Below are 14,168 nucleotides of genomic sequence, written 5' to 3' on the forward strand. Positions count from 1 at the left end.
TATGACAGATATCAATCAATTAAAAACGGATTTAACTACGATCGTTGAAGAAGTCATTACGACAGCGAACGTTGGTGAAAACGATCTTTTTGTCCTCGGCTGTTCAACAAGTGAAGTCGTTGGCGGCTTGATTGGCAAAAATTCCAGTCAAGAAGTAGGCATGATCATCGTCGAAACACTGCGATCGATCTTGCGTCCTAAAAATATTCATTTAGCCGTTCAAGGCTGTGAACACCTCAATCGGGCTTTAGCTGTTGAGCGTAAAACGGCTCAGCTCTATCACTTAGAAGAAGTCGCTGTAGTGCCCCAGCTGCATGCAGGCGGTGCTTGCTCAGTTGCGGCTTTCCAGCTGTTCGATGAGCCTATTGAAGTGGAGCACATAGTAGCAAAAGCTGGCATCGATATTGGCGACACAGCGATCGGCATGCATGTCAAACATGTTCAAATCCCGATCCGTCCCTCTATCAAGTCCCTCGGCGCTGCCCATGTCACAGCTCTGGGATCACGGCCCAAATATATTGGTGGTCCTCGTGCGCATTACGCACAATAAGCGAATCGTATAATAATCGAAAAGCCCTCATCAAAAAGAAAAATGTAGTGACCCCAAAAAGTTAGACTTTTATGGAGTGGAGAAATCCACTCCTTTTTTGTACGATAAAATTAACTGTTAGACAGCTGTTTTTACAGCTTCTCGAAACTGAACCGGACTTCGCCACTTTAATTTCTTTTTGATGCGTTTATGGTTGTAATAATAGATATATTGGTCAATTTTTGTTTTCAATTCATCTAAACTCCGATAGACTTCTCCATAAAAAATCTCTTGCTTTAATAAACCAAAGAAGTTTTCCATAGGTGAGTTATCTAAACAATTCCCTTTACGAGACATACTCTGGAAGATTTTATGCTGCTTCAATTTATTCTTATAAGCATTCATTTGATAGGCCCATCCTTGATCTGAATGGAAGGTTCTACGAAATGGGCAATCATTTGTCATCTGGATTGCTTCTTCTAATCCTTCCATTATGGCTAGTGCGTTTGGTTTTTCAGAAATCCGATAAGATAGAATTTCACTATTGTAGAAATCCATGAAAGGATCTAAATACAGCTTTTTCTGACGAACGACACCTGTGGTGTCTACTTCATAATACTTAAACTCTGTGGTGTCAGTTGTAATTTTTTGGTGACAGATATTTGTATAGAACCGACGATGAATACGATTTTTGGCGACAGTACCAACCTTCCCACGATAAGAATTGTACCGTCGAGATTTTCGAGTGTAAGACTTTACTTCGATACCTAGTTTTTTTATCAGACGTTGAATCTTCTTTTTATTGACATGAATCCCTTGATTCTCTAATTCTTTTTTTAGTCGCAGACAGCCATAGTCTTTATGCTCCTTGCGAATTTCAAGGATTTTTTCTTCAATTTCTTGGTCTGGGTTTGGTCTGTCAAACCGTTTCTGCCAATACATATAGGTTGCTTTAGGAAATTTCAATGTTTCAAGAAGCTCAACTAGTTTGAATGATCCTCGGAGGCTGGCGATGATTCGTGCGATTGATTCTTGCGTCTTTGCTGGGCTTCCTGTTTTCGCAGCTTCCTCAACTCTTTTAAAAAGGCATTCTCAATTTGAAGGGATCGGACTTGCTTTTCTAATGCCTTGATACGATCGCGTTCTTCAGTTGTTGTATTTTCTTTTTTGTTTTCTTTTTTTCTAGCCAAAGTAAGTGGTCGCCCTTTCTCTTTTGAGAGCCCCTCAATACCTGCTTCTCTGAAATTACGCATCCAATTGGCAATAAGCGCAGGGTTGTTCATTTCTAAAGTGCTGGCAACTTCTCGATAGGACATCTCACTTGTTTGATATAACTCTAGCGCATTTAACTTAAATTGAACAAAATATTTCTGATTTTGATGCTTTCTCAATAGACCTTCCTCTCCGTATTCACGATAGGCATTCACCCAATCACTTACTTGAGACTTGCTTGAAATACCGTATTTGTTGGCAAGATACCGATATCCACCCACGCCACTAAGATATTCTTTAACGATTTTTAGTTTTAATTCAAAAGCATATTTTGCCATACAAATAACGACCCCCAAAAGTTAGATTTTTTGGTCTAACTTTTGGGGGTCGCTTCAAAAGCATGCTTCGGCGTGCTTTTTTTGTGTCAACGTTCCTGCTATTGCCTCTCCTTTCCTTCCTTAAAAGTGCTCTTTTTTCACTATTTTTTCCACTCCATCTTATGTCAGCTTTTTTTACTTCAAAGGCTAGTTTCTTTCTGGTGTAAAAAGAGCGGCAGCTGTCGCCTTCCTTTTGTCATAAATTCGTCAGAATTTCATCACAAAAAGAAAAGAAAGATACCAGTAAGCCCGCAAATTTCTTTTTTCTTTCCTTGATAGACTGAATGTAGTAAGAATCGAAAAGCGGAAGGAAGAAAAACATGAAAAAAATCGCCATTATTTTTGGAGGCAATTCACCGGAATACACCGTTTCTTTAGCTTCAGCAACTAGCGCAATCGAAGCACTCCAATCATCTCCCTATGACTACGACCTCTCTTTGATCGGGATCGCCCCAGATGCTATGGATTGGTACTTGTATACAGGAGAACTGGAAAACATCCGACAAGACACGTGGTTGTTGGATACGAAACAGAAACAGAAAATACAGCCGCTATTCGAAGGAAACGGCTTTTGGTTAAGTGAAGAGCAGCAAACGTTGGTACCTGATGTTTTATTTCCCATTATGCATGGCAAATACGGGGAAGATGGCAGTATCCAAGGATTGTTTGAATTGATGAAGCTACCTTATGTAGGCTGCGGGGTGGCAGGTTCTGCCTTATGTATGAACAAATGGTTGCTGCATCAAGCTGCAGCAGCCATTGGCGTACAAAGTGCTCCTACGATTCTCTTGACAAATCACGCCAACCAGCAAGAACAAATCGAAGCTTTTATCCAGACCCATGGCTTTCCAGTTTTCTTTAAGCCTAATGAAGCGGGTTCCTCAAAAGGGATCACTAAAGTCACCTGCGTTGAAGAAATCGCTTCTGCCTTAAAAGAAGCCTTTACTTATTGTTCCGCAGTGCTCCTACAAAAAAATATTGCCGGTGTTGAGATCGGTTGCGGTATTTTGGGCAACGACTCTTTGACTGTCGGTGCTTGTGACGCCATTTCATTAGTAGACGGCTTTTTCGATTTTGAAGAAAAGTACCAGCTGATCAGCGCCAAAATCACCGTCCCTGCGCCATTGCCTGAAACGATTGAAACTAAGGTCAAAGAACAAGCTCAGCTGCTCTATCGTAGTCTTGGACTTAAAGGTCTTGCTCGCATCGACTTTTTTGTCACGGATCAAGGAGAACTATACTTGAATGAAATCAATACTATGCCGGGCTTTACGAGTCACTCCCGCTATCCTGCCATGATGGCAGCGGTCGGGTTATCCTATCAAGAACTACTACAAAAACTACTTGTCTTAGCAAAGGAGGAAGTCAAATGAATCCCTATCTACAGTTAGTTAGCAAAGAATTTCCGTTAGAAAAAAACCAAGAGCCGCCTCATTTAGTCCTTGCTGCCTTCAGTGAAGACGAGGTTTACTTGCAACCAGAAGCAGCCAAACAATGGAAACGGCTAGTCAAAGCTTTAAAGCTTGAAGACGAGATCTGCTTATTAGATGGCTACCGAACCGAAAAGCAGCAACGGTATTTATGGGAATATTCCTTGAAAGAAAATGGGCTAGCCTATACGAAACAATTTGTGGCATTGCCCGGGTGCAGTGAACATCAGTTAGGCTTAGCGATCGATGTTGGTTTAAAAGGCAGCCAGGATGATTTGATCTGCCCACGATTTCGTGACAGCGCAGCCGCTGATTTATTTACCCAGGAAATGATGAACTATGGGTTTATTTTACGCTATCCCGCGGACAAACAGGAAATTACAGGGATTGGCTATGAACCATGGCATTTTCGTTATGTCGGTCTGCCCCATAGTCAAATCATCGCCAGCCAACAGTGGACCTTGGAAGAATACCATCAATACCTTGAACAAACGGCGAGGCAGTTCGCATGAAGAAGAATCAAGGAATCGAGCAATTTCGGGTGATTTTGGCGATGATGGTGGTGGCGATCCACTGTCTGCCTCTTCATCACTTATGGCCTGACGGTGATACCCTGATCACGTTGACGCTCTTCAGAATTGCCGTTCCCTTCTTTTTTATGATCAGCGGATATTACGTGTTCAGCGACTTAGCCACCCAAAACAGCTATCCTGCCAGACATCGTGTCTGGCAGTTTATTAAAAAGCAGCTGCAAGTCTACCTCATAGCCACACTGCTCTTTTTGCCGCTTGCTTGGTACAGCGGCATGCTAGGGTTGAACATGCCACTAGGCACTTTTATTCAAACTTTGCTGGTCAATGGCATCCTTTATCATCTATGGTATTTTCCTGCGATCATTACCGGCAGTCTATTAGTGATGGGCCTCTTGACACGTCTTTCTTTCAAGCAGGTGTTTTTCACTGCTGTCGGCTTGTATGTGGTTGGTTTAGGTGGGGACAGTTGGTCTGGCCTGGCTGCCCAAACACCCATCACGCCACTCTATTCACGGATTTTTCAACTATTGGATGGAACTCGCAACGGCATTTTCTTTGCTCCTTTGTTTTTGATCTTAGGGGTACTAGCCAGAAGATTTGCCAAGAAACCAGCTTCTCCCCATCGCTATAGTTATCTGCTGATCAGTCTGATTTGCTTGCTTTTGGAAAGTTACCTTTTGCATCACTTTACCACGCCGAAACATGACAGCATGTATATTTTTTTGCCCTTCGTCCTGTTGTTTTTATTTCCGATCATCCAGCAATGGCAAGCACCCATAATCTGGAAACAAGCGGGTCGACTGTCCCTTTGGCTCTATTTGCTCCATCCTTATACCATTGCAGTGACCCATTTTCTTAGTCAAAAACTGCCCTTGCTGCAAAACAATCTGATCAATTTCTTCGTGGTCTTAGGACTGACCATTGGGGTGGTGCATGGTCTCTTTGCTTTGCAAAAGCTGTTCCCGTTTCCGAAAAAAACGCCGCCCCACTTGCAGCGAGCAACCAAAGAATTTTCCGCCCCCGCTTTGTTGCACAACCTGCAGGAAATCAAGCGATTGATCCCAGCAACAACTAAAGTGATGGCGGTGGTTAAAGCGGATGCTTATGGTTGTGATGCGAAGACGGTCGCCAGTACCCTAGAAAGAGCCGGCGTCGATTTCTTTGCCGTTGCTACCCTTGAAGAAGCCATTGAATTACGGCGAGCTGGCATCAAAAGTCGCTTACTGATTTTAGGGTACACTTCTGCCCAACGTGCCAAAGAGCTGAAACATTATTCCTTGATTCAAACCATCGTTAGTGAGGCCCATGGGCATGCTTTAGCCCAAACAAGCATTCCGATCGAATGCCATTTAGCGGTAGATACTGGTATGCACCGCTTAGGCGTTGCACCTGATCTTGAGACAGTTACTGGACTTTACGCCTTGCCATCTCTCAAGATCACAGGCATTTTTTCCCATCTAGGCTCTTCAGATCAGCTGGATACGGCAAGTATCTTGCGGACACAAGCCCAAATCACTTGTTTTGATGATCTGTTGGCTGGCTTATCCGCTAGAAATATCGCCTATGGACTGACACATCTGCAAAGCAGCTACGGAATATTGAATTACCCAGAGAAACACTATGATTATGTACGTCCAGGTATTCTTCTAACTGGTTCATTGAGCGTCCCGAACGAACCAACGAAGCAGAAGATAAACGTACAACCAATTTTGACACTCAAAGCCTTACTGGTAGACAAAAAAACAGTTGCCGCTGGTGAAGCGATCGGCTATGGATTAGGCACTGTTTTTGATCGACCAGCCACGATTGGGATCGTTAGCATCGGCTACTGCGACGGGGTTCCACGTGCCCTATCAAACCAAGGGTTCCAACTTTCTTATCAGGGTGCTTTACTCCCGCAGATTGGGTTGGTTTGTATGGATATGCTCTTGATCGATTTAACGGACTATCCAGAACTGGCGGTCGAAAGTTCGCTCGAAGTAATCAGCGATTGGACGACTACCGCTTATCAAGCACAAACCATTACCAATGAATTGATCAGCCGCCTAGGTTCCCGCATCACCTCTAGTTCAAAGTAGAAAACGAATGCATTCGCTTACCGATTACGGTATGATGGGTGTAGAGTAAATGGTAGTGTAAATGAAAAATGATCGTAGATAGTTGGAGTGAATCAAGGATGGCAGAAAAAATAATTGTTGTTGATGATGAAAAAGAAATCGCGGAGTTAGTCACGACGTTTCTAAGGAATGAAGGCTTCCAAGTAGAACCTTTTTATGATGGAACGAGCGCTTTGGCTTATCTTGAAAAAGAAACGGTCGACGTGGCGGTTTTAGATGTGATGCTGCCGGATATCGACGGCTTTCAGCTGCTGCAGCAAATTCGTAAGACCCACTTTTTCCCAGTACTGATGCTCACGGCAAAAGGGGAAGACTTGGATAAAATCACCGGTCTAAGCCTTGGGGCAGATGATTATGTGACCAAGCCCTTCAATCCTTTAGAAGTCGTTGCTCGGGTCAAAACGCAGCTGCGGCGATACCAGCGTTACAACCAGTCAGCGAATCCCCAGAAGATTGAAGAATACGAAAAGGAAGGCTTACTGTTGAAAATCAACAGCCACCAATGTTTTCTTTATGGCAAAGAGGTTATCTTGACCCCCATCGAATTTAAAATCTTGCTTTACTTATTTGAACACCAAGGATCGGTCGTTGCCTCGGAAACCCTTTTTGAAGCAGTTTGGAAAGAAAAGTATCTAGACAACAATAACACAGTGATGGCACATATCGCCCGTTTGCGGGAAAAACTGAATGAACAACCCCGCAAACCGAAATTAATCAAAACCGTATGGGGGGTCGGCTATATCATTGAAAAATAGAAGTCCATTGATCCGCAAGCTCTTGACCCAATACTTTATCACCACGGGCATCTTGATGGCGATCTTGATCATCATTCCTTTCGCAGTACGCTTCGTTGCTGGAATGAGGGTCTGGTATGGCTATGAACCCATTTATCAAATTTTACGTCTTTTTGCTGACTATTGGCTTCTTTGCTTAGCCATCGGGGCCTTACTGATTTGGGTGAGCACAACGATTTATTATATGAGTAAAGCTATCAGTTATTTGAATGAAACGATCCAAGCCACAAACCAACTGATTGCCGAACCCACGAAGCGAATCGTTCTTTCCAGCAATATGATTGATGTGCAAGAAGAAATGAACCAGTTGCGAGAGAAAAACTTACAGGATCAACGAGCCGCCAAAGAAGCGGAACAACGAAAAAATGATTTGATCGTCTATCTCGCACATGATTTACGAACGCCTTTGACCAGTGTGATCGGCTATTTGACGCTTTTAGAAGAGGAACCACAGCTTTCTACCGAACTACGCGCACGCTATACGAAGATCGCCTTGCAAAAAGCCCAACGGCTGGAACTATTGATCAGCGAATTTTTCGAAATCACCCGCTTTAATCTTACAACGATCGCCTTGCAAACTGAAACCACGGATCTGAGCTTGATGCTGGAACAATTGACGTTTGAATTTTTGCCGCTGTTAGAAGAAAAAAACCTCCATTGGCAACTTCAGCTACAGAAAAAAGTCTTTGCGACCGTTGATACGGAGAAAATGGAACGCGTTTTTGATAACTTGATCCGCAATGCCATCAATTATAGCTATCCTAACTCCCCTTTGCGATTAGCCATCAGCGAGTCTGATGATATCCTGATTCGTTTGACCAATCAAGGAAAAACGATCCCAGCTGAAAAGATCGGCTTGATTTTTGAGCCTTTCTACCGCATGGATTCTTCCCGAGCAACAGCGACGGGTGGGACGGGTCTTGGTTTGCCGATCGCCAAAGAAATCGTTGAAGCATTAGGTGGAAAGATTTGGGCGGAAAGCCGTGATGAAACCATCGTCTTTTCGATTCGCCTACCGAAGGCAGCAATGGAAAAAAATGAACAGCTGTCAAAGCCCCATCCATCTGAACCAACCGCTTAACAGGCAAACAACCTGAGCATTTCGCTGCTCCCCTTCTAATTCAGAAGGAGGAATAGCTGCTCAGGTTGTTTTTTATTGATTGCTTATTGATACACCAAAGATCGTAACGCTTGATCGACTTTTTCTGCCGCTAAGCGTCCTTCACGAATCGCCCAGATGACTAAACTCGGTCCTCTTTTGGCATCTCCTGCGACTAACACTCGTTCATTGTTCGTCGTGTAATCATCGTACACTTCTCGCACACCAAAGGCATCGAAGAGTTGGGTCTCTGCACCAACAAAGCCCATTGCCAGCAAGACCAAATCCGCCTTGATCACTTGCTCTGTGCCAGGGATCGGCTGAAACTGTTGATCCACTGAGACCGTTTCGATGGCGATCAACTGGCCGCGTTCGGCGCCGATAAAGGCCGTTGTGGACACCCCATGATACGTCACTTGTGTTTGTAGCACTTCAGCCGCTTCTTCTTGCCCATATCCTGTGCGGGCTGTCATTGGGTATTCTGGCCAAGGATTGCTGTCGGTCCGTGTCAATGGCAGTTGGGGCGTGATCTCCAATTGACGCACAGAAGCGGCTCCTTGCCGAATCGCTGAACCAATACAGTCATTTCCAGTGTCGCCGCCACCAATCACGATAACATGCTTGCCAGCAAGTTTTTTACTGGTTGCCGCTTTGCCATGCTTTAACACATCTTTGGTTGCTTCCGTCAGATAATCGACTGCAAATTGCACCCCAGTCAATTCACGACCTGGAATCTTCAAGTCACGAGGAACACTAGCTCCTGTTGCCAAGATGACCCGATCATACTGAGCGGCCAATTCTTCTGCTGACAAGTCACGACCGACCTCCGTATTAGCGACAAAGGTCACGCCTAGCTCTGCCATCAAGTCAATCCGTCGCTGAACGACGTCTTTATCTAATTTCATATTTGGAATACCGTACATCAGTAAACCGCCAAAGCGATCACTGCGTTCATAGACCGTCACTTGATGCCCTAGTTGATTCAAGCGCCATGCAGCGGATAAACCAGCTGGTCCGCTGCCGACGATGGCAACTTTGAACCCAGTCGCTTCTTGAGGCAATCCCGAGGCTTTGACCCAATCATTTTCAAAAGCAGTATCGATAATAAAGCGTTCATTGTCGTGGATCGTGACACCCGAGCCATTCAGTGCTTCGGTACAGCCTTTTTCACAAGGAGCTGGACAAACACGACCAGTCATTTCAGGTAATGGGTTGGTTTTGGCAAGACGCTCAAAAGCGGCTTGGAAACGCCCTTGATAAACCAAGTCATTCCATTCAGGAATCAGGTTGTCATTGGGACAACCTGAAACCGCTCGTTGCCCCCCGTAAAAAGAACCGGTATGACAAAAAGGAATCCCGCAGTTCATACAGCGTGCTGCTTGCTCTTGACGCTCATTTTCAGGCAATGGCGTCTGTAATTCTTGCCAGTCTTCGATTCGTTCTGCCACTGGTCGGGTAGGATTTTCTACTCTTGGGTACTTTAAAAAACCAAATGGATCTGCCATATTAGTCACGCTCCTTCCCTGGGATGGTCAATTGTGGACCGACGACAGCTTCGAATGCTTTCGTCACAAGTTCATCTCCGACAAACCCTTGGTCCGCCAAGGTCTCCGTCGCTTGGATCATCTGATGGTATTCTGTCGGATAGACTTTGATGAAATGGTGCTTCTGATTTTCCCAATCTTCTAGGATCTCAGCCGCCTTCAATGAATCTGTATAGGCGAAATGCTGCTGGATCATCTCTTTTAGTTGGTGGTCATCGCCGCTTTCGCCAATCCGATATAAATCAACCATTTCCCGATTGCATTTATCGGCAAAGGTTTGATCGGGGTCGTAAACATACGCCACGCCACCGGACATTCCAGCACCGAAGTTGCGGCCGGTTTTTCCTAATATCACCACGACGCCGCCAGTCATGTACTCACAGCCATGATCGCCAACGCCTTCGACAACGACATTGGCTCCACTGTTACGGACACAAAAGCGTTCACCAGCAATGCCACGGAAATAGCCTTCGCCTCGATTTGCCCCGAAGCACGCTACATTACCAACAATTGGTGAATGCTCTGCGTCATAAGCGGCATCTTCAGGTGGCACAATGATCAAGCGGGCACCGCTTAACCCTTTGGCTACATAATCGTTGGCCTCACCGATCAGTTTCAACTGGATGCCCTGGGTGGCAAAAGCCCCAAAGCTTTGTCCAGCAATACCTCGATACGTAAACTGCAACAGACCTGGCGTAACTTCATAATTGCCAAAACGTTCCGCGATCCAGCCACCTAAACGCGCACCGACTGAGCGTTGAACATTATTGATCGTATGATTCGTCACGATTTCTTGATTGTTGTCGATAGCAGCTTGTGCAAAAGCATCTAATTCTGGCCATTGACGTTTCTCAAGGAATGGATCCGTCACTTTGCGTTCGATTGGGATCGTCGTCCCAATCATCTTCGAAAAGTCTAATGATTTTGCTTTGCCTTTAGCAACGAAGCGTGGTGTCAACAATTCCGCATGTCCTACCATCTCATCGATGGTACGAAAGCCTAACTCAGCCATCGTTTCCCGTAGATCTTCTGCTAAAAAGTACATCGTGTTGATGATGTGCTCAGGTTTTCCAGCAAAAAATTTTCGCAACGCTGGGTTCTGTGTAGCAATGCCGACAGGACATGTATTGATACTGCATACCCGCATCATGACACAACCAATCGCAACTAGCGCTAAAGAGGCAAAGCTATATTCTTCTGCTCCTAAAAGAGCAGCAATGGCGATGTCCCGACCCGTCATCAATTTTCCATCTGTCTCTAAGGTCATTCGCTGCCGCAAATGATTCATAGCTAACGTTTGATGGGCTTCTGCAAGCCCCATCTCCCAAGGCAAGCCAGCATCACGGATCGAATTTCTCGGAGAAGCACCAGTCCCACCGTCATAGCCTGAGATCACGACTACGTCTGCGCCAGCTTTGACGACACCGGTAGCGATCGTACCCACGCCCGTACTAGAAACCAATTTGACATTGATCCGTGCATACGGGTTGATTGCTTTTAAGTCATAGATCAGCTGGGCTAGATCTTCAATCGAATAAATGTCGTGATGTGGTGGCGGCGAAATCAATCGAACACCAGGCGTAGACCCTCGAATCTCGGCGACCCACGGGAAGACTTTATTGCCTGGTAATTGACCGCCTTCTCCAGGTTTCGCTCCTTGCGCCATTTTGATCTGGAGTTCATCTGCACTCATTAAATATTCGGCGTTGACACCAAAACGGCCAGAAGCTACTTGTTTGATGCGACTATTATAATTAATGCCCTTCACTGGTTTGAAACGATTTCGGTTTTCTCCACCTTCTCCACTGTTGGATTTTGCCCCGATCGCATTCATTCCTTCAGCAATACAGCGATGCGCTTCTTCACTTAGTGAGCCGTAAGACATCGCCCCGACTTTAAATCGTTTGACGATCGTTTCGACAGGCTCCACCTCAGCTAACGGAATACTGCGTCTTGTGTTCGCAAAGGTCCACATAGAGCGTAACGTCGTTGGATTGTCTAATGCCTCTTGGTTCATTTCCGCCGCGTATTCTTTATAGAGCTCATAACTGCCTGTGCGAACGGCCTTTTGGAACCCATAGATCGTTTTTGGATTGAACAAATGATGCTCCCCATCGGCTTTGTACTGGAAACTACCGCCAGAATCAAGATAATCCATTCGTTTTTCACCATATGCTGCCTCATAACGCGTCAGATATTCTTGCTCGATTTGCGCTAATGAGAGTCCACCGATACGGGTAACCGTGCCGGTAAAATATTCAGCGATGACTTTCTCAGAGATGCCAACCGCTTCAAACAATTGTGCCCCGTGGTAACCGGCGATCGTTGAGATTCCCATTCGTGACATGATTTTGACAATGCCCTTTTCACATGCCTTACGGTAACTTTCGATCTTCTCTGAAAGCTCAAAATGCGCCAATGTCTGGTAAGCCCCATAAGGATGGACCCCACTTGCTCCGTAGCCGACTAACATGGCATAATGATGGACCTCACAGACTTCCGCTGTATCCGCAACGATCGATGCCAAGGAACGTTTGCCTTTTCGCACCAAATAATTGTGCAGGCCTGATACCGCCAAGAGAATCGGAATCGCCACTTTTCCTTCTTGCGCTTGGATGACTTCCCGATCACTTAAAATGACGATCGTTGCCCCAGCATCGATTTTTTGCTCCGTTTCTTTAAAAAGCGCTTCTAACGCTTGTTGCAAAGCTACCCCGTTTTCTGGTACATAATCATAAAGAATCGACTGTAAAACCGCTTTTTGACCATTTTGATTTAACTGTTTGATCTTTTCATATTCACTCGTTTTTAACACAGGACTAGCAATCTTCAGCTTATTACAATTGATTCGGATGTCCTTTGAAACATCCCCATCTCGACCTAAAAAAAGCTCGGTACCGATTACTAATTTTTCGCGAATCGCATCAATGGGTGGATTGGTCACTTGGGCGAATTGTTGCTTGAAGTACGTAAACAAGGATTGGGGACGTTCGCTCAAAATAGCTAAGGGTGAATCAAACCCCATGGAGATCACTGGTTCTTCTCCCGTTTGAGCCATTGGTAAAATCAACGTGCGTATGATCTCATCCGTGTAGCCATTTCGTTTCCAAAGGGTCTGGATCGCATCGTCTGCTGTTTCCTCCTGCTTCTCAGTCCCAGGAAGCAGCTCTGGTGTCAATAGGTGTTCCGCTAGCCACTCCTGGTAAGGATAGGCATTCGCATAATGCGCTTTGATTTCTTGATTTCGTAAGATCATCCCTTTTTGGGTATCCACCAAAAACATATTTGCTGGTCCAAGCACCCCTTTTTCAATCACTTCTGACGCTGGTAAATCCACCACGCCTGACTCAGAGGCCACGACAACAAAACCAGCTTTCGTGATTGAGTAGCGAGATGGTCGCAATCCATTACGATCAAGGGCAGCTCCCACCATCTCCCCATCGGTAAAGCATAAAGCTGCTGGTCCATCCCAAGGAGCCATAAAGCTTGCATTGTATTCATTAAAAGCCGTCAGTTCTGGCGTCAAGCCAGCTTCTTTAGACCACGCTTCTGGCACCATCATCAACAGTGCTTGGGGAATGTCTCGACCTTGACGATACAAGTATTCCATACAATTTTCCAGCTTCGCAGAATCGGAGTTTTCGTCATCGTAGACTTCGATCTGATGTCCATGCATCCAATTTTCCGCCCCGCGTAACGTGTTGATTTCGCCATTATGGGCTAAGAAACGAAAAGGTTGCGCCCGACTCCAGCTTGGAAAGGTATTCGTTGAAAAGCGAGAATGGGTCAAAGCAATACTCGAAGTCATTTCTGGGCTTTGAAGATCTTTGAAAAACAAGCCAACTTGATAGGCATGCAGCATCCCTTTATAAACAACTGTCTTACTGGACAAGCTGCAGATAGACAACTCATCGGTATGATACGTTTTTTCCAGTTTACGCCGTAGCCGGTAAAGCTGATCTTCAAAGGGACGGCCAGCTGCTACATCGACAGGCTTTTCAATAAAGACTTGCACAAAAGATGGCATGACTTTTTGCGCCCCCGGCCCACACTGATAATAATCATATGGAACGTCGCGCTGCCATAAAACCGTAAAACCCATTTGTTGAATATCTTTAGCTACTTCTTCTTGGACCTGTGCTGCTCGGAGCTTTTCTTTCGGTAAAAAAAACATCCCAACAGCATAGGCGCCTTTTTCAGGCAATGGGATTGCTGCCTCTTTTGCCCGCTGCTGAAAAAAAGGATCTGGCATCGCCATCAAGATTCCCGCTCCGTCCCCCGTGTCAGGTTCAGCGCCAGTTCCCCCTCGATGATTCATCCGTTCTAACATCGTTAAGGCATTTTGGACGAGCTCTCGGGAATAATGACCATTTTTCTGAGCAATGAACCCCATCCCACAAGCATCTTTTTCAAAAGCGGCATCGTACATCGTTTGGTTCGTTGTTTTCATCATCTCTAAATCACTCATGGAATCACACTTTCTTTCAATATTCTGAATATTCCGATTTTTAACAGTTTACAACCTGATTTTCT

The 14,168-nt window shown here is 45.2% G+C and carries 10 protein-coding genes; 6 read left to right on the plus strand and 4 right to left on the minus strand.

From position 1 onward, the window contains the following. Position 1: 1 nt before the first annotated feature. Positions 2-550, plus strand: coding sequence for a TIGR01440 family protein (locus IGK14_RS12010; protein ID WP_010749752.1), 549 nt, complete (start codon positions 2-4; stop codon positions 548-550). Positions 551-667: 117 nt separating this feature from the next. Here the strand turns inward: IGK14_RS12010 and IGK14_RS12015 are convergent, their stop codons facing one another. Together IGK14_RS12015 and IGK14_RS12020 are read right to left on the minus strand one after the other, a co-directional pair. Continuing rightward, positions 668-1,555, minus strand: a complete 888-nt coding sequence (locus IGK14_RS12015; RefSeq protein WP_438712676.1) for an IS3 family transposase — start codon at positions 1,553-1,555, stop codon at positions 668-670. Beyond that, a complete protein-coding gene (locus IGK14_RS12020) occupies positions 1,513-2,079 on the minus strand; it encodes a transposase (RefSeq protein ID WP_438712306.1) in 567 nt (188 codons plus the stop codon). Before IGK14_RS12020 ends, IGK14_RS12015 begins: the two co-directional genes overlap by 43 nt. Before the next feature lie 359 nt (positions 2,080-2,438). On the opposite strand from IGK14_RS12020, the gene vanC reads away from it, so the two are divergent. The 5 genes from vanC to vanS all read left to right on the plus strand — a co-directional run bounded on the left by vanC (position 2,439) and on the right by vanS (position 8,073). Next, positions 2,439-3,491 carry a D-alanine--D-serine ligase VanC gene (vanC, locus tag IGK14_RS12025; RefSeq protein ID WP_010749756.1) on the plus strand — a complete coding sequence of 351 codons (1,053 nt, stop codon included), beginning with the start codon at positions 2,439-2,441 and terminating at the stop codon, positions 3,489-3,491. Further along, positions 3,488-4,060: a D-Ala-D-Ala dipeptidase/D-Ala-D-Ala carboxypeptidase VanXY-C gene (locus IGK14_RS12030; protein WP_010749757.1), complete on the plus strand. Its 573-nt coding sequence runs from the start codon at positions 3,488-3,490 to the stop codon at positions 4,058-4,060. Before vanC ends, IGK14_RS12030 begins: the two co-directional genes overlap by 4 nt. Continuing rightward, positions 4,057-6,159 carry a membrane-bound serine racemase VanT gene (vanT, locus tag IGK14_RS12035; RefSeq protein ID WP_010749758.1) on the plus strand — a complete coding sequence of 701 codons (2,103 nt, stop codon included), beginning with the start codon at positions 4,057-4,059 and terminating at the stop codon, positions 6,157-6,159. Before IGK14_RS12030 ends, vanT begins: the two co-directional genes overlap by 4 nt. A 98-nt stretch (positions 6,160-6,257) precedes the next feature. Beyond that, positions 6,258-6,953: a vancomycin resistance response regulator transcription factor VanR-C gene (vanR-C, locus tag IGK14_RS12040; RefSeq protein ID WP_438712309.1), complete on the plus strand. Its 696-nt coding sequence runs from the start codon at positions 6,258-6,260 to the stop codon at positions 6,951-6,953. After that, on the plus strand, positions 6,943-8,073 hold the full coding sequence (vanS, locus tag IGK14_RS12045; RefSeq protein WP_438712311.1) for a vancomycin resistance histidine kinase VanS: 1,131 nt from the start codon (positions 6,943-6,945) through the stop codon (positions 8,071-8,073). The genes vanR-C and vanS overlap by 11 nt, the downstream gene beginning before the upstream one ends. Positions 8,074-8,156: 83 nt before the next feature. On the opposite strand, the gene IGK14_RS12050 is transcribed toward vanS, so the two are convergent. Together IGK14_RS12050 and gltB are read right to left on the minus strand one after the other, a co-directional pair. Then, a complete protein-coding gene (locus IGK14_RS12050; RefSeq protein ID WP_010749760.1) occupies positions 8,157-9,596 on the minus strand; it encodes a glutamate synthase subunit beta in 1,440 nt (479 codons plus the stop codon). Position 9,597: 1 nt separating this feature from the next. Further along, positions 9,598-14,103: a glutamate synthase large subunit gene (gene gltB / locus IGK14_RS12055; protein WP_174273009.1), complete on the minus strand. Its 4,506-nt coding sequence runs from the start codon at positions 14,101-14,103 to the stop codon at positions 9,598-9,600. Positions 14,104-14,168 lie beyond the last annotated feature (65 nt).

It is taken from the genome of Enterococcus sp. DIV0970a (genome assembly GCF_051711265.1).
In the GTDB taxonomy this organism is placed as follows: domain Bacteria; phylum Bacillota; class Bacilli; order Lactobacillales; family Enterococcaceae; genus Enterococcus_D; species Enterococcus_D casseliflavus.